The organism is Nocardioides zeae (assembly GCF_010686755.1).
In the GTDB taxonomy this organism is placed as follows: Bacteria; Actinomycetota; Actinomycetes; order Propionibacteriales; family Nocardioidaceae; genus Nocardioides; species Nocardioides zeae.
The window spans coordinates 1-16,930 of record NZ_JAAGXA010000014.1 but is presented as its reverse complement, the minus strand read 5'-3'; the positions used below and the strand labels follow the sequence as shown (position 1 = coordinate 16,930).

Here is a 16,930-nt window from a genome sequence, read left to right as displayed (position 1 = left end):
CCCCCCCCCGTGGCGGCCGCCCGCGGGGGCGCGGGCCCCCCCCCGCGGCTGCCCCCCCCCCCCCCCCCCCCCCGACCCGGGGGGCAGGGGGAACCGGGGTACGGCGGCGCTTCCGTCAGGCGTCGCTGCTCGGCTTCTCGGGGGCCGGGGTGTCCGCGGCCCCCGTCGCCTTCTTCGCAGGGGCCTTCTTCGCAGGGGCCTTCTTCGCAGGGGCCTTCTTCGCAGGGGCCTTCTTCGCAGCAGCCTTGGTCGCCGGGGCCTTCTTCGCAGCAGCCTTCGTGGCCGGGGTCGACGAGCTCGTCGTGCTCTCCGTCGTAGCGGCCTTGGTGGCGGGCGTCTTCGTCGCCGGGGCCTTCTTCGCAGCTGCCTTCGTGGCCGGGGCCTTCTTCGCGGGGGCCTTCTTCGCGGGGGCCTTCTTCGCGGGGGCCTTCTTCGCGGGCGTCTTCTTCGCGGGCGTCTTCTTCGCGGGCGTCTTCGTCGCCGGGGCTGCGTCCGTGGCGGTGTCCGTCGGCGCGGGCTCGCTCGTGCTCGTCTTCCGCGACCCGCGGCCCGTCACCTTCGCGACCAGCCCGCTGGCGGCGTCGCCGGCGGCCTCGACGGTGGCGGCGGGCAGCTGCTTCGCCCCCGAGATGACGTTGCGGAGGTCGGCGCCCGGCGTGAACTTCGGAACGGCCTTTTTCGCGGCCTCGATCAGCTCACCCGTCTGCGGGTTGCGCACCACACGGGCCTCGCGGACCCGCTTCTCGAACGCACCGAAACCGGTGATGACGACCTTCTCGCCCCGAGCGACCTCGCGGGTGATGGTGTCCACGACGGCGTCGAGCGCCTCGGCGGCCGCCTTCTTGTTCCCCTCGAACTTCGCGGACAGGGCGTCGACGAACTGCGACTTGTTCACTGGTGTCCTTCCGGTGCCCCCGGGTGGCCCCGTGCCGCGCGGGTGGTGATCGAGAACGCTAGGACGCGGACGCCCCCGCCACAACGGGCGTTGCCCGATTTCCTGCGGCGGGGGCGTCGCTGCCGGTGCGACAGGTGGCGTTCAGCGCGCCAGGAAGTCGCCCAGCGCGGCGTTGAACTCGGCGGCGTGGCTGACGTTGAACCCGTGCGGTGCGCCCTCGACCACCACGAGCTCCGCGCCGGCGATCGCGTCGGCGGAGCGCTGGCCCGACACCTCGAACGGGACCGTGGCGTCGCCGTCGCCGTGGATGACGAGGGTCGGGACGGTGATGGCCGCGAGGTCGCCGCGGAAGTCCGTGCGCGCGAACGCGTTCACGCAGCCGGCCAGCGACGCGGTGGTGGCGGGCTCGGTCAAGGCCAGCGCCTTCTGCCGCTCCTCCTCGCTCACCTGGAGCTCACCGTCCACCGAGAAGAAGTCGGTGGTGAACCCGTCGAGGAAGTTCTCGCGGTCTCCCGAGACACCGTCGACGAACTCCTGCACGTCGTCCTCGCCGAGGCCTCCCTCGGGGTTGTCGTCGGTCTTCAGCAGGTAGGGCGGCACCGCGGCGGCCAGCACGGCCGAGCGGACGCGGTCCGCGCCGTACGTCGAGAGGTAGCGGACCACCTCGCCGCCACCCATGGAGAAGCCGATGAGCGTGACGTCCCGCAGGTCGAGCTCGGTGAGGAGGCCGTCGAGGTCCGCGGCCAGCGTGTCGTAGTCGTAGCCGGTCTCCGGCTTGTCGGAGTCGCCGAACCCGCGCCGGTCGTAGGCGACGACGCGGTGCCCGGCCTGCATGAGGACGCTGGCCTGGTTCTCCCAGGAAGCGGCGCTGAGGGGCCAGCCGTGGATGAGCACCACGGGGCGGCCGTCGCCACCCGTGTCGGTGACGTTGAGGGTGATGCCGTTGGACGGGACGGAGGTCATCGGTGACTCCTCGGGTCGTTGCTCGCGCCGGCCCTCGGAGGGGACCGGTCCAGACCATCGTGCTTCGGCACCGGTCACGGACCGGATGGGTCAGTCCTGCTCGCCCGTCGACCCCGGCCAGATCTCGTCGGTGACGTAGCGCTCGCCCACGGCGACGTCGTACTGCACGAGACGCAGGTCCTGCAGGAGGCGCTGCTGCTCCTCGTCGAGGTCGTCCTCGGCCACCACCTCGCCCTCCGGGGTGACGATCTGGCCCTGGAAGACCGACCCGACGCGCTCGTGGAAGGTGCGCAGGAGCGCGAGGTACGGCGGCAGCGGTGCGTCGGCCACGTCGTACAGGTAGGGCATGAGGAGGGCCGACGAGCTCACGCCGGCGTCGCGCGGCACGTTGCCGCGGTTGCTCCACGCGAAGAAGGGCGTCGAGTGCATGGCGATGTCGCCGTTGAGCCGACGGAAGCTGTCCCCGTAGAAGCCCGGGAGGTGGTCGCCGTAGAAGAGCACGACCGTGTCCTCGTCGCTCTCCTCGAGGGCGTCGAGGAAGTCGCGCAGGGCGGCGTCGGTGTCGGAGATGCCCCGCACGTAGTCGCCGAGGGCCAGCGTGAACGACGGCCCGAGCGTGAAGCCGTCCGTGCCGACCTCGGGCCTGTCGTCGTACTTGTTGCCGTACTGCGCGTGGTTCTGCATCGTCACCAGGTTGGTGACGAGCGGGGCGTCGGAGTCCTCGATCTGGGCGAGCACCTCGTCGAAGGCCGCCGTGTCATCGATGTAGGGGTTCTCGTCGGTGCGGTCGGTGAACCGCATGTCGTCCTCGGTGACGAACTCGTCGAAGCCGAAGGTCTCGTAGACGCTGGGCCGCTTGTACATCCCCGCCAGGTAGGGGTGCACGGCCACGGCCCGGTGGCCCTCGGTGCGGAGCGTCCCGACCAGGGACGGGTACGTCGCGAAGTTCGGCACCAGCATCTGGTACGGCACGACCATCTGGGGCGCGAAGAGCCCCAGGTGCTCGCCGGTCAGCACCTCGAACTCGGCGTTCGCCGTGCCGCCGCCGATGCCGGTCGCCAGCATGGTGCCCGCCGTCGTGCCGGCCATCGTCTCGCGCGTGAGCGGGATGGGGTCCTCGGGGATGTCGAGGCCCTCGAGCTGCGTCGGGTCGGAGAACGACTCGCTGAGCACGACGACCACGTTGGTGTCCGCGAACGATCCCTCACGGCCCACGTTGAGGCCGTCGGCGGCGGTCTGCCAGCGGTCGACGAGGTCCTCCATCGCGGCCTCCGAGTAGCCCTCCGGCCGCTCCATGGCGGCCGTCGGCATGTTGTAGAGGAAGCCGCCGACCACGCTGTTGGAGAGGTAGTTCTCCTGCTGGCTCCACGGGCGCCACTGGGCGCCCCGCTCCTCGTAGAGGTTCCGCCAGGCGTTGCCGTCCTGGTTGAAGCGACCCATCTGCACGACCATGAGGCCGGTCACGACCAGCACGAGGGCACGCACGCCGACGACGGTCCAGAGCTCGCGGCCGCGGGTGCGCGGGCGACCGCGCCGACCGGTCAGCCACTCACCACCGCCACCGACCGCGGCGATGATGACCACGACGAGGACGAGCACGAGCACCGCCAGCACGGGCGACACCATCGAGAAGAGGAAGCCCGGCTCGCTGAGGAAGGCCAGGTCCGCGGGGTAGAGCGGCTCCTGCCGCTCGTCCAGCTTGACGAGCGCCGCGACGAGGACGAGGGGCACCAGGGCCAGCACGAGGCCCGTCGTCCACCACCATCGACCGATCGCCGCCCAGGCGAGCATCAGCAGCGTCCAGAGCACGAGCACGTCGGCGGCGAGGAGCCCGGAGCTGCGCATCAGGCGCTCGTCCCAGGCGTACTGCGGCTGTGTGCCCATGAGGGTCAGGTTGAGGACGAGCGCGATGACCACGGCGATGACGAACATCCCGGCAGCGCCCAGGAAGGCGCCCAGGAGGCGACGGGTCCACCACCGCGACGTACCGAGCGCGAGCACCCGTCGACGCCGCCACCACGTGTTCGAGCGCGCCTCGACGCGCTCCTGCTCCCCCATCACCACCCCGAGAGGGTAGGTGAACGTCCGGTGGACGTGGGGAGAACCCCCCGCGTCGGGTCGAGATCACACCCACCGGGACGACCCAGGCGGGGCGGACCGATCGGTCCGCCCCGCCTGGGTCGTGATGGGCTTCCTCGTCGCTCAGGCCCGCTGCGTGACGGGCTTCCAGCGCGGGCGCTCGGCCTCGTACGCCGCGATGTCGGCGTCGTGGCCCAGCGTGATGCCGATGTCGTCGAGGCCCTCGAGCAGCCGCCACCGCGTGTAGGGGTCGATGTCGAAGGAGTCCTCGACCGCGTCCACGCCCTCACCGGCGCGCACCGTCTGCGACTCGAGGTCGACGGTGACGGTCGCCCCCGGGTTCTCCTCGAGGACGGCCCAGATGCGCTGCACGACCTTCTCGTCGACCTGCGCGGCCACGAGGCCGGACTTGCCCGAGTTGCCGCGGAAGATGTCCGCGAAGCGCGGGCTGATGACGGCACGGAAGCCGTAGTTCTGCAGCGCCCACACCGCGTGCTCGCGCGACGAGCCCGTGCCGAAGTCCGGGCCGGCGACGAGGACGGAACCCGCGGCGTACGCCGGGTTGTTGAGCACGAAGTCGGGGTCGTTGCGCCAGGCGGCGAAGAGCCCGTCCTCGAAGCCCGAGCGGGTCACGCGCTTGAGGTAGACCGCGGGGATGATCTGGTCGGTGTCGACGTTGCTGCGGCGCAGCGGGACGCCGATGCCGGTGTGCGAGGTGAACTTGTCCATGACGACTCCTCGTCAGCTCAGCGGGCGCCGGCGGTGGCCGGCTCCAGGTCGGCGGGGGACGACAGCGTGCCGCGGATGGCGGTGGCGGCGGCGACGGGGACCGAGACGAGGTGCGTGCGACCGCCCTTGCCCTGACGTCCCTCGAAGTTGCGGTTGGAGGTCGACGCGCTGCGCTCCCCCGGGGCCAGCTGGTCGGGGTTCATGCCCAGGCACATCGAGCAGCCCGCACCGCGCCACTCCGCGCCGGCCTCCTTGAAGACGGCGTCGAGGCCCTCCTCCTCCGCCTGCAGGCGCACCCGCACGGAGCCGGGCACGACGAGCAGCCGCGTGTCGGGGGCGACCTGACGGCCCTTGAGCACCTCGGCGGCGACGCGCAGGTCCTCGATGCGGCCGTTGGTGCAGGAGCCGACGAACACGGTGTCGACCTTCACCTCGCGCAGGGGGGTGCCCGCCTCGAGCCCCATGTAGGCGAGCGCCTTCTCGGCGGCCACCTTGTCGTCGGGCTCCTCGAACTCGTCGGGCGACGGGACGCTGGCGCCGAGCGGCGCGCCCTGGCCGGGGTTGGTGCCCCACGTGACGAACGGGGTCATCTCGGAGGCGTCGAGCACGATCTCGCGGTCGAACTCGGCGTCCTCGTCGGTGACCAGCGTGCGCCAGTGGGCGACAGCGGCGTCCCAGTCCTCGCCCTGCGGGGCCTCGGGGCGGCCTTCGATGTAGGCGAACGTCGTCTCGTCGGGGGCGATGAGCCCGGCCTTCGCGCCCCACTCGATCGACATGTTGCAGACCGTCATGCGGGCCTCCATGGAGAGCTCGCGGATGGCCTGGCCGCGGTACTCCACGATGTAGCCCTGGCCGCCGCCCGTGCCGGCGTGCGTGATGAGCGTCAGCACGAGGTCCTTCGCGGTGACGCCCTCGGGCAGCGAGCCGTTGACGGTCACGGCCATGGTCTTCGGCTTGGCCTGCGGCAGCGTCTGCGTGGCGAGCACGTGCTCGACCTCGGAGGTGCCGATGCCGAACGCGATCGCGCCGAACGCGCCGTGGGTCGACGTGTGCGAGTCGCCGCAGACGATCGTCATGCCGGGCTGCGTCAGGCCGAGCTGGGGACCGACGACGTGCACGATGCCCTGCTCGATGTCGCCCAGCGGGTGCAGGCGCACCCCGAACTCCTCGGCGTTCTTGCGCAGCGTCTCGACCTGGGTGCGGGAGACGGGGTCGGCGATCGGCTTGTCCCAGTCGACGGTGGGGACGTTGTGGTCCTCGGTCGCGAGCGTCAGGTCGGGGCGGCGGACCCGGCGGCCCGCGAGGCGGAGCCCGTCGAACGCCTGGGGCGACGTGACCTCGTGCAACAGGTGCAGGTCGATGTAGAGGAGGTCGGGTTCGCCCTCCGCGCTCCGGACGACGTGCTCGTCCCACACCTTCTCCACCAGCGTGCGTGCGCCCGCCTTGCCCATGATTCCTCCAACAACGCCACAGTTGTCATCTGACGCGGAGCACCTTACCCCTTGCGTCCCACGCAATGAGACGTCAGTATTGCCATATGGACAAGGGAAGTGGCGTCGGCGTTCTCGACAAGGCGGCGCTCGTGCTGACCGCGCTGGAGGCCGGGCCAGCCACGTTGGCGGGTCTCGTGGCCTCCACCGGTCTCGCGCGCCCCACGGCCCACCGGCTCGCCGTCGCGCTCGAGCACCACCGGCTCGTCGCCCGCGACATGCAGGGCCGCTTCGTCCTCGGCCCCCGTCTCGCCGAGCTCTCCGCCGCCGCGGGCGAGGACCGCCTGCTCGCCGCCGCCGGCCCCGTGCTGGCGCGGCTGCGCGACATCACCGGCGAGTCCGCCCAGCTGTGGCGGCGTCAGGGCGACCACCGCGTGTGCGTCGCCGCCGCCGAGCGTCCCAGCGGTCTCCGCGACACCATCCCCGTCGGTTCGCAGCTCACCATGCGCGCCGGGTCCGCCGCGCAGGTGCTGCTCGCGTGGGAGGACCCCGACCGCATGCAGCGCGGCCTGCAGACCGCCGCGTTCTCCGCGACGGCCCTCTCCGGCATCCGTCGCCGCGGCTGGGCGCAGTCCGTCGGCGAGCGCGAGCAGGGCGTCGCCTCCGTCTCCGCGCCGGTGCGCTCCCCCAGCGGCAAGGTCATCGCCGCGGTGTCCGTGTCCGGCCCCCTCGAGCGCCTCTCGCGCCAGCCCGGACGCATGCACGCCCCCGCCGTCCTCGCCGCCGCCGAGCGCCTCTGCGAGTCGCTGCGCCGCGCCGCGGCCGAGTAGGTCCCGGCGCCGAGTTGTGGCCGACGCCCCCCAACCGCGGCCGGCGGGGAAAAACCACCCCCCCCCCCCCCCCCCCCCCCCCGCGCCGGCCCGGGGCGGTTTTGGCCCGGGCCCGTTGTTGTCCGTACCCCCGCTAACCCGCGGCGTACGTGACAACTCGACGCACCAGACCCCGCACCAGACCGCGGCGTACGTGACAACTCGGCGCGACGAGCTTCAGGACACGCGCCCGAGGGCGACGGCGGCGAGCATGAGGGCGGCGAGGGTCTCGCCGTCGGGGACCTCGCCCCGCGCCAGCATCCCCATCAGCTCGGGCCAGGGCACGCGGCGCACCTCCGAGATCCCCTCCAGCGCCTGCTCGTGCGCCACGCCGCTCCCGTCGCCGGGCGCCACCGGCGCCAGGTCCTGCGCCAGGAACACGCGCCCGGGAGCCCGGCAGATGCCGTTGAGCGACGTCACCGGGCCGAGGTCCCGCCAGCGCTCGGCCCGCAGGCCGGCCTCCTCGGCGAGCTCGCGGCGCGCGCCGGCGAGCAGGTCGTCGCCGTCCGCGCCACCGGCGGGCACCTCCCACCCCTCGCCCGTCGTGTAGCGGTCGCAGCGCACGAGCACGACCTCCTCCGCCCCCGGCGGTCCGTCCACCGCCACCACGAAGACGGCGTCGCTGCGCACGGTCACGACGCCGTACTCCCCCGGCGTGCCGTCGGGTCGCACCACGTCGTCCTGCGTGACGACCATCCACGGGTTCTCGTGGACCACGCGGCCCCCGACGCGCTGCCAGCGCCCCATCAGAACAGCCCTCCGTCGTCGCCACGCTCGAGGTCGAGCAGCACCTGCTTGCGCTCCACCCCGCCCGCATAGCCCGTCAGCCGGCCGTCCGCCCCGATCACCCGGTGGCAGGGGACCACGACGGGGATCGGGTTGCGACCGTTGGCGAGCCCGACGGCCCGCGCCCCGTGCCCGGTCAGCCCCAGGTCGCGGGCGAGCGCGCCGTACGACGTCGTCGCGCCGAACGGGATCTCCGCCAACGCCGCCCACACGCGCCGCTGGAAGTCGCTGCCGCCCGGCGCGAGCGGCAGGTCGAAGCGGGTCAGGGAGCCGGAGAAGTACGCCGCGAGCTGCGCCGCCGCCTCCACCAGCACCGGGTGGTCGTCGGCCCGCTCCCCCACGGGACGCGCCGGCGCCTCCGGGTGCGGCGCGAAGTCGATCGCCGTCACGGCCTCGCCGTCGGTCACGATCCGCAGGTCGTCGATCGGTGACCCGATCACGCTCCACATCAGCTGTCCTCCTCGGGGTGCGCGCCCGGGAGCGCGGGCATCAGGGTGTTCCACAGGTGCATCAGGGCGTAGGAGCGCCAGGGCCGCCAGGCGGCCTCGAGCGCCGGCAGCGCGGCCACCTCGGAGCCGAGGGGGACGAGCGCGCGCCGTACCCCCACGTCCGTCGGCAGGAAGACGTCCGGGTGGCCGAGCGCGCGGAGCCCGACGTAGTCCGCCGTCCAGGGCCCGATCCCCGGCAGCGCGAGCAGGGCGGCACGCACGTCGTCGCGCGCCCACCCCCGGTCGAGCCGCACGGCGCCGGACGCGAGGGCGCCTGCCAGTCCGGTCAGGGCGCGCCCGCGGGCGCGCGGCATGGGCAGGGTCTCCGGGTCGGCGTCCGCGAGCGCCGCAGTGGTCGGGAAGAGGTGCGTCACCCCCGGTACGACGCCCGCGAGCCCCGCCGGCAGCCCCCGACCGTGGCGCGCCACCAGGCGGGCCGTGACGGTCCGCGCTCCCGCGAGGCTGACCTGCTGGCCGATGACGGCCCGCAGCGCGACCTCGGCACCGTCGACGGCGCCCGGGACGCGGAGGCCGGGGGTGGCGGCGACGAGGGGCGCGAGCATCGGGTCGCTGCCGAGCTGGTCGTCGAGCACCACGGGGTCCGCGTCGGCGTCGAGGAGTCGCCGCACCCGCTCGACCAGCGTCCCCGTGTCCCGCAGGTCGGTGAGCCAGGCCGTGACCGGCACCTGCCGGACGCCCGCGTCCACCGGTCCCTCCAGCCGGCCCAGGTCCACGGCCAGCACGGCCGGACCGTGCGGCAGCGCGAGGCTCCGCGCGTAGACCGTGCCCGCGACCGCCTCGATCCCCTCGACGACGTGCTCGGCGAGGAAGGCGAGCATCGCCCCGGCGGCGTACGGCGCGCGCACCGCCACCCGCAGGGAGAGCGCCCCGGCGGGAGCGGCCGGGCCGCTGCGGCCCCGGAGGTCGCGGGGCGGCGCGGCGTAGACCTCCTGCATCGTCGCGTTGAACTGCCGCAGGCTCGCGAAGCCCGCCGCGAAGGCGATGTCGGTGACCGCGAGGTCGGAACCCTCGAGCAGGGCCCGCGCGGTCTGGGCGCGGCGGGCCCGGGCGAGGGCCAGCGGGCCGGCGCCGAGCTCGGTCGTGAGGACGCGGACGACGTGCCGGGGCGAGTAGCCCAGCGCGGCGGCGAGGCCGTCGACGCCCTCCCGGTCGACGAGGCCGTCGCCGATGAGGCGCATCGCCCGGCCGGCGAGGTCGGCGTGGAGGTCCCAGGCGGGGCTACCGGGCACGGCGTCGGGGAGGCAGCGCTTGCAGGCCCGGTAGCCGGCGCGCTGCGCGGCGGCCGCGCTCGCGTGGAAGGTGACGTTGCGCCGGGCCGGGGTGCGGGCCGGGCAGGAGGGACGACAGTAGATGCCGGTCGAGCTCACGGCCGTCCAGAAGACGCCGTCGAAGCGGCGGTCGCGGCTCGCGACGACGCGGTAGCAGGCCTCGGGCTCGAGGGCCGGCGGAACGCCGGGGGCCGCGGCGGGAGGCGGGACGGGGGTGGGCACGTCCCCATCCTGCCGCAGTGCCCGTCACCGGACCGGCGGGAATCGGACACGACGGTGGGTCGCGCCCGACCCCGCTCGGTCGGCCGGTGCCGGGGAGGGCGGGGTCAGGCGGAGAGACGCGCGGCCAGGTTGCCGAGCAGCTCCTCGTGGATGCGGCGCAGGCCCTTGGGGGCGAAGGTGCGCTCGAAGAAGCCGCCGATGCCGCCCGCGCCCTGCCAGGTCGTCGTCGCGGTGACGGTGCTGCCGGCACCCGAGGGCGCGACGTCGAAGCGCGTGACGAGCGTGGAGTTCCGGTCCTTCTCGACGACCGAGGTGGCGTCCGCCGTGACGTCGGCGACGACGTGGCGCACGCGCTTCTCGGTGGCGTGCAACCGCCACGTGGCGACCGTGCCGGAGCCGGTCCCGCCCTCGAGCACCGCGTAGTCGGTGTAGCGGTCGGTGAGGATCGCCGGGCGCGTCGTCGTGTAGTCGGCGAGCGCGGCGATGACGTCGGCGGGCGGAGCCGCGACGGCGGCTTCGGCGACGGCGGTGACCTGGGCCACGGGAGTGCACCATCCTTCGTGAGGGAGCGGACGACCCGCAGCCTAGCCAGGCGGTCGAACGACGATGGGCCCGGTCTCGCGACCGGGCCCATCGTGGTGATGCTGGTACCCCCGACCGGATTCGAACCGGCGCTACCGCCTTGAGAGGGCGACGTGCTAGGCCGCTACACAACGGGGGCATTGTCCTTCAGCCGGCCTCGCGGCCACCTTCCGGCAACTCGAGAGACTCTAGCGAAGCCTTCGTCTCCCACAAAATCGGGGCTCTCGCCGCGATCTCGCTGGGATACAAGGACTCGAACCTTGACTAACTGAACCAGAATCAGTCGTGCTGCCAATTACACCATATCCCAATGGTTACGACCCCTGAGGAGCCGAGGCGAAACCATACACGCGGCCCCGGGACCGGATCAAAACGGCCGGGTCGGCATGGCGGGAGAGCCGCATGCCGCGGTGCACGGCGAGGGCCAGACCGAGGAAGACCAGCTCCTGGGTGAGGGTGACGGGGATGCTCAGCCAGGAGCCGCCCGTGGGCGTGAGCACCGTCGTCATGTCGCCGAACGCCAGCGCGAGCCCGAACGCAAACCAGTTGTTCATGACGTGCAGCGCGATGCCCGCCTCCAGCCCGCCGGTGAGGATGACGAGCACCCCCGTCGCCAGCCCGAACGCGAAGCGGTCGAAGAACACCGGCGGGTCCTGCGCCCCGTGGGCGAGCGCGAACAGGAGCGCGGGCACCACGACGGCGACCGTGCGCGCGACGGCCGGGCGTTCGAAGATGCCGCCCGCGACCTGGGTGAGGTAACCCCGGAACAGGTACTCCTCCCCCGCCGCCTGCAGCGGCGTCAGCAGCACGACGACGAGGAGGAAGTCGCGGGTCGTCGACGTGAAGGCGTTGAGGCCGCCGACGTCGCTGTCGCCCGGCAGCGCGTCGGGGTCGAAGCTCGTGACGAGCACCGACATCGCCATGCTCGCGATGAGGGCGAGGACCGAGACGCCCATGCAGGCGAGGAAGAACCCCCAGCGCATGCGGGGCAGGACCGACGTGGTCCACCGGGGCTTCAGCCCGTGGAGCAGCCGGGTGACACCCCAGACGAGCGGCGTCAGCAGCGCGAGGCTGACCATCAGGTACGCCAGCGTCACGGGCTGCACGTCCTCGGTGTCGACGATCGTGTCCACGTCCACGACACCGGTCGCGCCGAGCCCCACCGCGAACAGCGCGAGCACACCGAGCGGCAGCACCACCTGCATGCCGACCGCGACGGCGAGCACGCCGAGCACCGGGCGCCACCAGCCGCGGTCCCCCGCGCGGTGCAGCTGGTGGTACTCCAACGGCGGGTACGCCGCCGCCCGCTCCTCCTCCGACATCGGGACGGGCGGGTACGGCGACGTACCGCTCATCAGGCCAGTGCGCCCTGCAGGCGCCCCAGGCCGCGCTCGCGACCCAGCAGCTCGAGCGACTCGAACAGCGGCGGCGAGACGCGGCGACCCGTCACGGCGACGCGCACGGGACCGAAGGCGTTGCGCGGCTTGAGCCCGAGGCCGTCCACGAGGGCCACCCGCAGCGCCTCCTCGATGGCGGCCGTCGACCACTGCGGGAGCGCGGCGAGCGCCGCGTGGGACGCCTCGACGACCTTCCGACCGCCCTCGTCCAGCACCTTCGCGACGTCGACCGGGTCGCGGGTGAACGCGTCCTCGTCCACGAACAGGAAGGCGAGCATGTCCACCGCCTCGGTGAGCTTGTTGATGCGCTCCCCGACCAGCGGCATCGCCTGCTCGAGCAGCTGCGCGTCGGCGTCCGACACGGGGTCGGAGACGACACCCGCGTCCTTGAGGAACGGCAGCACGCGGTGGGTGATCTCGTCGAGGTCGAGCATGCGCATGTGCGCCGCGTTGATCGCCTCGGCCTTCTTGGTGTCGAAGCGGGCGGGCTGCGGGTTCACCCGACCGATGTCGAACGCCGCGACCATCTCGTCCATGGTGAACACGTCGCGGTCGTCCGCGATCGCCCAGCCGAGCAGCGCGAGGTAGTTGAGCAGGCCCTCCGGCAGGAAGCCCTCGTCGCGGTAGGCGAAGAGGTGGGCCTGCGGGTCGCGCTTGGAGAGCTTCTTGTTGCCCTCGCCCGTGATGAGCGAGAGGTGGCCGTAGGCCGGCGTCTGCTCCGCCACGCCCAGCGCGACGAGGGCGTCGAACAGGGCGAGCTGGCGGGGGGTGGAGGACAGCAGGTCCTCGCCGCGGAGCACGTGGGTGATGCCCATGAGCGCATCGTCGACGGGGTTGACCAGCGTGTAGAGCGGGTCGCCGTTGGCCCGGCAGAGCGCGAAGTCGGGCACAAACTCGGTCTCGAACGTGATCTCGCCGCGCACCAGGTCGTCGAAGGTGATCGACCCCTCCGGCATCCGGAACCGCACGACCGACGACCGGCCCTCGGCCTCGAACGCCGCCCGCTGCTCGGGCGACAGCTCGCGGCAGAAGCCGTCGTACCCCATCACCTTGGAGCCCGACGCCTTGCGGCGCGCGTCGACCTCCTCGGTGGTGCAGAAGCAGTCGTAGGTGTACGACGAGCCCGCCAGCCGGGCGAGCACGTCGCGGTAGAGGTGCTCGCGCTCCGACTGCCGGTACGGCGCGTGCGGGCCCCCGACCTCCGGCCCCTCGTCCCAGTCGAGGCCGAGCCACCGCATCGCGCCGAGCATCGCGTCGTACGACTCCTGCGTGCTGCGCGCCTTGTCGGTGTCCTCGATGCGGAAGACCAGCGTGCCACCGTGGTGGCGGGCGAAGGCCCAGTTGTAGAGGGCCGTGCGGGCGAAGCCCACGTGCGGCGACCCCGTCGGCGACGGGCAGAAGCGGACGCGGACCGGACGGTCGGCACTCATCGGGACACCACCTTGTTCGTGAGCGAGCCGAGCCCCTCGATGGCGACCTCGACCTCGTCGCCGGGGAGCATCGGGCCGACACCCTCGGGGGTGCCGGTGAGGATCAGGTCGCCCGGCAGGAGCGTCATGACGCTGCTGACGTGGGCGATCAGGGTCGGGATGTCGAAGATCAGGTCGGCCGTGGAGCCGTCCTGCACGACGTCGCCGTTGAGGAACGTCTGCACGCGACGTCCCTGGGCGAAGTCGTGGGGGTCGAGGTCGGTCTCGACCCAGGGGCCGAGCGGGCAGAACGTGTCGAAGCCCTTGCCCCGGGTGAACTGCACGTCGCTCTTCTGCAGGTCGCGCGCGGTGACATCGTTGGCGATGGTGTAGCCGTGGATGACGTCGGTCGCCTTCTCCGCCGGCACGTCGCGGCAGATGCGCCCGATGACGACGGCGAGCTCGCCCTCGAAGTGCACGTTCGTCGACTGCGTCGGGTAGACGATGGCGTCGTTCGGGCCCACCACCGACGTGTTCGGCTTGAGGAACATCAGCGGCTCGGACGGCACCTCGTTGCCCATCTCGGCGGCGTGCGCGGCATAGTTGCGGCCGATCCCCACCACCTTGCTGCGCGGCAGCACCGGCGCCAGCAGGCGCACGTCGGCCACCTTGTGCTCGGTCTCGAGCAGCTTGATCCCGACGTAGAGCGGGTCCCCGGCGAGCGCCACGATCGTGGCGTCCTCGCTCAGCTGCCCGTGCTCGTCGAGGTCGCCGGTCACGACGCCGTACTGGGGGTCTTCTCCTGTGGTGAATCGAGCGATGCGCACCCGTCGACCTTATCGGGGCAGGGGGCGGCTAGCGGCGCACGAGGCTCGTGATCGACCGCGCCATCGCCTCGGGTCCCTCCGCGAGGACACCGGAGCGGAGGCCGTGCGCCCGGAGCCGCGTCATGCCGAGCAGCACGGCCCAAGCGGTGAGGCCGAGGTCCTCGACGCCGACGTCGCCACCCCAGCCGTGAGCCCGGGCGTGGGCGACCACCGGGAAGAACTCCTGCCACACGGCGGCCCGCGCCGCGTCGAACTCCGCGCCGCCGTCGGTAAGGGACGCACCCCCGCCGTACAGCAGGTCGAAGAGGGCGGGGTGCTCGTCGGCGAACCGCAGGTACGCCGCGCCCACCGCCGCCACGCGGTCGACCGCCCGGTCGGCGGGGTCGACCGCCGGGTCCGCCGGATCGGCCTCCGGCAGCGCCGCGAGCGCAGCCCGGATCTCCGCCCGCAGCTCACCGAAGCCCTCCACCGCCAGCTGGGTGAAGAGCGCCGAGCGCGAGGTGAAGTAGTGGCTGATGGCCTGGTGCGTCATGCCGACCCGCCGCGCGATCGCGCGCAGGCTGATCCCGACCACGCCCGTCGTGGACAGCTCGTCCAACGCGGCGCGGAGCACCCGCGCCCGCACGTCCTCGCCCCGCGTCGTCGTCACGGGCGACACCCTACGAGTCGCCGGGCGGCCCCGCAGCGGATGCCGGCGCTGCCGCCCGGACGTCCTACCCTCGTGCCCATGCAGGTGGAGGTGCTCGACGCGGCGGAGGCTGACCGGCGCCGCCTCGCCCACGAGCAGCGGGTGGACCGGCTCGTCGCCCCGCACCTCGCCCGTCGCGGGCAGGGCGTCAAGCACCCGGTGCACGACTTCCTCTTCACCTACTACTCCCACCGGCCCGCCCAGCTGCGCCGGTGGCACCCCGGCGTCGGGCACGGGATCGACGCCGCGGGCGGGGCCGCGGCGTACCGCTCGTGGAAGGGGTACGACGAGGTGGCGCCCGGGGTCGTCGGGGTCACCGCCGCGCACGTCGCGACCCAGCGCCCCCTGCTCGAGGCCCTGCGGCGCCTGCTGCGCGCCACGGCCGGTCGCGCGCCGCACCTCGGCTGCTTCGGGATGCACGAGTGGGCGATGGTCCACGGCCTGACGCCCGAGGAGGTGCGGCACGCCGACTGGCCGCTGCGCCTCGGCGCCGCCGGCACCGACGCCGTCGTCGAGGGGCACCGCATCGCCTGCTCGCACTTCGACGCGTTCCGGTTCTTCACACCGACCGCCCGTCCCCTCAACCACCTCTCCCCCACCGCCGACGACCGGGCCGAGCTCGAGCAGCCGGGCTGCCTCCACGCGGGGATGGACCTCTACAAGCACGCGTTCCGGCTCAGCCCGATGATCTGCTCCGAGCTCGTGGCCGATTGCTTCGAGCTCGCGCGCGACATCCGCGAGCTCGACATGCGCGCGGCGCCCTACGACCTCCGCGAGCTCGGCTACGAGCCGGTGCGGGTCGAGACGGCCGAGGGCAAGGCGACGTACGCCGCGGCCCAGCGCCGGTTCGCCGAACGGGGCGCGCCGCTGCGGGCGCGGCTCATCGCGTCGTGCGAGGAGCTGCTGGTGGTGGCGCGGGACCCGGCCTCGGCCTGAGCGCTCACCAGGTGGCGCTGTCGAACGCCACCCAGGAGCCGTAGACCCACACCACGGACGCCCCCACGACCGCCAGGGTGCTCGCCCACCACGACGGGCGCTGCCGTGCCATGAGGAGGATCGCGACGGCCCCGAGGGGCAGGTAGACCAGCCACGGGCCGGCGATCGCGATCGCCACCCCGTCCTGGACGCCTTCCGAGCAGGCGTCGCCGGGCTCGCAGCCGATCTGGAGGACCTGCAGCACGAACGCCGTGGCTGACGCCACGATGCCGGCGAGCAGGCCGACGACGAGGAGCACGACCGACGCGACGATGTCGGCGGTACCGCCGGCGCTGGGCTGTGGCGGCGGCGGGTACGGCGGCGGGTACGGCGGCGGGCTGGCGTACGGGTGCTGGTGCGACGCGGGGTCGACGACCGTCGGGGGTGCCGGCGGCCACGGGGCGGGTGCCGGCGGCCACGGGGCGGGTGCCGCGCCGTACGGACGCGTCTCGTCCGCCGGCGGCCGTTCGGTCATGGCGGTGCAGGCTCCCCGGGACGCGGTCGTCGAAACGCGGTGGCCGGGGCGGAGCGTCCGTCGTACGGTCGCTCGATGACGACTCCGGATGCCGCTCGGGTGCTGGCCCAGTTCCTCGACGCCGACGGCGCCCTGCACACGATCCCGACCAAGCGGCGCAAGCAGCTGGTCGTGCTGGACCACGTGGCGCAGGCGTTCGAGCTCGGCGTCGTCTACCCGGAGGTCGACGTGAACGCCGTGCTGCGCCGGTTCCACCCGGACGTGGCGGCCCTGCGGCGGTACCTCGTCGACGACGGGTTCCTGACGCGCGAGGCCAACCAGTACTGGCGGTCCGGCGGGACCGTCGCGCTCGACGAGGGCCGGGGCCCGGGCCCGGGCCCGGCGTCGGACGTCATGCGAAGCGGCGCTCCTGACGACCGGAGCGCATGACGTCCCGAGCCCGACCGCGGGACGTCATGCGAAGCGGGACTCCCGGCAACCGGAGCGCATGACGTCCCGAGCCCGACCAGTCCTGACGGTCGATCGCGGTGTCGCGCGGGAGACCGATGGCCCGGTGTGGTCGGCGCCCTAGTTGTGATGTCCAGGCACGTTGGTCAGCCGGGTGATCGGTGGCCGGCCTCCGATCGCTGAGTGGGCGCGGTGGTGATTGTAGAAGTGGAGCCAGCCCGGGAGGGCTGTGTTGCGCTGTTGGGTTGACTCATACAGCCGGGCGTAGGCCCAGCCGTCGGCCAGGGTGCGGTGGAAGCGTTCGATCTTCCCGTTGGTCTGGGGCCGATACGGGCGAGTGTGCTTGGGTGTGATCGCAAGGTCTTTGCAGGCGTCGCGCC

At 73.1% G+C, this 16,930-nt stretch carries 18 protein-coding genes and 2 tRNA genes; 3 read left to right on the top strand and 17 right to left on the bottom strand.

What is annotated here, in order from left to right; all coding sequences use genetic code 11:
• Positions 1 to 115: 115 nt before the first annotated feature.
• The 5 genes from G3T38_RS17350 to leuC form a co-directional block, all read right to left on the bottom strand.
• Positions 116 to 895, bottom strand: coding sequence for an HU family DNA-binding protein (locus G3T38_RS17350; protein ID WP_163773623.1), 780 nt, complete (start codon positions 893 to 895; stop codon positions 116 to 118).
• Positions 896 to 1,036: 141 nt separating this feature from the next.
• Positions 1,037 to 1,858: an alpha/beta fold hydrolase gene (locus tag G3T38_RS17345; RefSeq protein WP_163773621.1), complete on the bottom strand. Its 822-nt coding sequence runs from the start codon at positions 1,856 to 1,858 to the stop codon at positions 1,037 to 1,039.
• Positions 1,859 to 1,948: 90 nt separating this feature from the next.
• Positions 1,949 to 3,916 carry an LTA synthase family protein gene (locus G3T38_RS17340; protein ID WP_241729026.1) on the bottom strand — a complete coding sequence of 656 codons (1,968 nt, stop codon included), beginning with the start codon at positions 3,914 to 3,916 and terminating at the stop codon, positions 1,949 to 1,951.
• Positions 3,917 to 4,060: 144 nt separating this feature from the next.
• Positions 4,061 to 4,666 carry a 3-isopropylmalate dehydratase small subunit gene (gene leuD / locus G3T38_RS17335; RefSeq protein WP_163773617.1) on the bottom strand — a complete coding sequence of 202 codons (606 nt, stop codon included), beginning with the start codon at positions 4,664 to 4,666 and terminating at the stop codon, positions 4,061 to 4,063.
• Between the two features lie 17 nt (positions 4,667 to 4,683).
• Positions 4,684 to 6,117: a 3-isopropylmalate dehydratase large subunit gene (gene leuC / locus G3T38_RS17330; protein ID WP_163773615.1), complete on the bottom strand. Its 1,434-nt coding sequence runs from the start codon at positions 6,115 to 6,117 to the stop codon at positions 4,684 to 4,686.
• Between the two features lie 86 nt (positions 6,118 to 6,203).
• Between leuC and G3T38_RS17325 the strand changes: the two genes are divergently transcribed.
• Positions 6,204 to 6,926 carry an IclR family transcriptional regulator gene (locus G3T38_RS17325; RefSeq protein ID WP_163773613.1) on the top strand — a complete coding sequence of 241 codons (723 nt, stop codon included), beginning with the start codon at positions 6,204 to 6,206 and terminating at the stop codon, positions 6,924 to 6,926.
• 216 nt (positions 6,927 to 7,142) lie between these two features.
• Here G3T38_RS17325 and G3T38_RS17320 read toward each other — a convergent pair whose 3' ends face one another.
• From G3T38_RS17320 to G3T38_RS17275, 10 genes are all read right to left on the bottom strand, one after another.
• Positions 7,143 to 7,712, bottom strand: a complete 570-nt coding sequence (locus G3T38_RS17320) for an NUDIX domain-containing protein (protein ID WP_163773611.1) — start codon at positions 7,710 to 7,712, stop codon at positions 7,143 to 7,145.
• Positions 7,712 to 8,200 (bottom strand): methylated-DNA--[protein]-cysteine S-methyltransferase, encoded by a 489-nt coding sequence (locus G3T38_RS17315; protein ID WP_163773609.1) that lies wholly within the window; start codon positions 8,198 to 8,200, stop codon positions 7,712 to 7,714. The genes G3T38_RS17320 and G3T38_RS17315 overlap by 1 nt, the downstream gene beginning before the upstream one ends.
• Positions 8,200 to 9,750: an AlkA N-terminal domain-containing protein gene (locus G3T38_RS17310; RefSeq protein WP_163773607.1), complete on the bottom strand. Its 1,551-nt coding sequence runs from the start codon at positions 9,748 to 9,750 to the stop codon at positions 8,200 to 8,202. The genes G3T38_RS17315 and G3T38_RS17310 overlap by 1 nt, the downstream gene beginning before the upstream one ends.
• Positions 9,751 to 9,854: 104 nt before the next feature.
• Entirely contained in the window at positions 9,855 to 10,292 is a 438-nt protein-coding gene (locus G3T38_RS17305; RefSeq protein ID WP_163773605.1) for an SRPBCC family protein, read from the bottom strand.
• A 103-nt stretch (positions 10,293 to 10,395) separates the two neighbouring features.
• Positions 10,396 to 10,471 (bottom strand) — tRNA-Glu (locus G3T38_RS17300).
• Positions 10,472 to 10,570: 99 nt separating this feature from the next.
• Positions 10,571 to 10,642 (bottom strand) — tRNA-Gln (locus G3T38_RS17295).
• A 4-nt stretch (positions 10,643 to 10,646) separates the two neighbouring features.
• Complete coding sequence (locus tag G3T38_RS17290; RefSeq protein WP_241729023.1) at positions 10,647 to 11,687, bottom strand: CPBP family intramembrane glutamic endopeptidase; 1,041 nt, start codon at positions 11,685 to 11,687, stop codon at positions 10,647 to 10,649.
• Positions 11,687 to 13,159: a glutamate--tRNA ligase gene (gltX, locus tag G3T38_RS17285; RefSeq protein ID WP_163773603.1), complete on the bottom strand. Its 1,473-nt coding sequence runs from the start codon at positions 13,157 to 13,159 to the stop codon at positions 11,687 to 11,689. Before gltX ends, G3T38_RS17290 begins: the two co-directional genes overlap by 1 nt.
• Complete coding sequence (locus G3T38_RS17280; protein WP_163773601.1) at positions 13,156 to 13,965, bottom strand: fumarylacetoacetate hydrolase family protein; 810 nt, start codon at positions 13,963 to 13,965, stop codon at positions 13,156 to 13,158. The genes gltX and G3T38_RS17280 overlap by 4 nt, the downstream gene beginning before the upstream one ends.
• A 28-nt stretch (positions 13,966 to 13,993) precedes the next feature.
• Positions 13,994 to 14,614: a WHG domain-containing protein gene (locus G3T38_RS17275; RefSeq protein WP_163773599.1), complete on the bottom strand. Its 621-nt coding sequence runs from the start codon at positions 14,612 to 14,614 to the stop codon at positions 13,994 to 13,996.
• A gap of 78 nt (positions 14,615 to 14,692) precedes the next feature.
• Between G3T38_RS17275 and G3T38_RS17270 the strand changes: the two genes are divergently transcribed.
• Positions 14,693 to 15,589, top strand: coding sequence for a 3-methyladenine DNA glycosylase (locus G3T38_RS17270; RefSeq protein WP_163773597.1), 897 nt, complete (start codon positions 14,693 to 14,695; stop codon positions 15,587 to 15,589).
• A 4-nt stretch (positions 15,590 to 15,593) separates the two neighbouring features.
• On the opposite strand, the gene G3T38_RS17265 is transcribed toward G3T38_RS17270, so the two are convergent.
• A complete protein-coding gene (locus tag G3T38_RS17265; RefSeq protein ID WP_163773595.1) occupies positions 15,594 to 16,103 on the bottom strand; it encodes a hypothetical protein in 510 nt (169 codons plus the stop codon).
• Positions 16,104 to 16,178: 75 nt separating this feature from the next.
• Between G3T38_RS17265 and G3T38_RS17260 the strand changes: the two genes are divergently transcribed.
• A complete protein-coding gene (locus G3T38_RS17260; RefSeq protein WP_163773593.1) occupies positions 16,179 to 16,532 on the top strand; it encodes a DUF2087 domain-containing protein in 354 nt (117 codons plus the stop codon).
• Positions 16,533 to 16,670: 138 nt separating this feature from the next.
• Here the strand turns inward: G3T38_RS17260 and G3T38_RS17255 are convergent.
• The coding region (locus tag G3T38_RS17255; RefSeq protein WP_163773591.1) for an integrase core domain-containing protein at positions 16,671 to 16,930 on the bottom strand (260 nt) is incomplete at its 5' end.

What these genes read in the sequence shown, in the direction of transcription:
- leuD (WP_163773617.1), bottom strand. Translation starts at nt 4,666, where the DNA reads ATGGACAAGTTCACCTCGCACACCGGCATCGGCGTCCCGCTGCGCCGC.
- G3T38_RS17290 (WP_241729023.1), bottom strand. Translation starts at nt 11,687, where the DNA reads ATGAGCGGTACGTCGCCGTACCCGCCCGTCCCGATGTCGGAGGAGGAG.
- gltX (WP_163773603.1), bottom strand. Translation starts at nt 13,159, where the DNA reads ATGAGTGCCGACCGTCCGGTCCGCGTCCGCTTCTGCCCGTCGCCGACG.
- G3T38_RS17260 (WP_163773593.1), top strand. Translation starts at nt 16,179, where the DNA reads ATGACGACTCCGGATGCCGCTCGGGTGCTGGCCCAGTTCCTCGACGCC.
- G3T38_RS17325 (WP_163773613.1), top strand. Translation starts at nt 6,204, where the DNA reads ATGGACAAGGGAAGTGGCGTCGGCGTTCTCGACAAGGCGGCGCTCGTG.
- G3T38_RS17345 (WP_163773621.1), bottom strand. Translation starts at nt 1,858, where the DNA reads ATGACCTCCGTCCCGTCCAACGGCATCACCCTCAACGTCACCGACACG.
- G3T38_RS17265 (WP_163773595.1), bottom strand. Translation starts at nt 16,103, where the DNA reads ATGACCGAACGGCCGCCGGCGGACGAGACGCGTCCGTACGGCGCGGCA.
- G3T38_RS17315 (WP_163773609.1), bottom strand. Translation starts at nt 8,200, where the DNA reads ATGTGGAGCGTGATCGGGTCACCGATCGACGACCTGCGGATCGTGACC.
- G3T38_RS17340 (WP_241729026.1), bottom strand. Translation starts at nt 3,916, where the DNA reads ATGGGGGAGCAGGAGCGCGTCGAGGCGCGCTCGAACACGTGGTGGCGG.
- leuC (WP_163773615.1), bottom strand. Translation starts at nt 6,117, where the DNA reads ATGGGCAAGGCGGGCGCACGCACGCTGGTGGAGAAGGTGTGGGACGAG.
- G3T38_RS17270 (WP_163773597.1), top strand. Translation starts at nt 14,693, where the DNA reads ATGCAGGTGGAGGTGCTCGACGCGGCGGAGGCTGACCGGCGCCGCCTC.
- G3T38_RS17320 (WP_163773611.1), bottom strand. Translation starts at nt 7,712, where the DNA reads ATGGGGCGCTGGCAGCGCGTCGGGGGCCGCGTGGTCCACGAGAACCCG.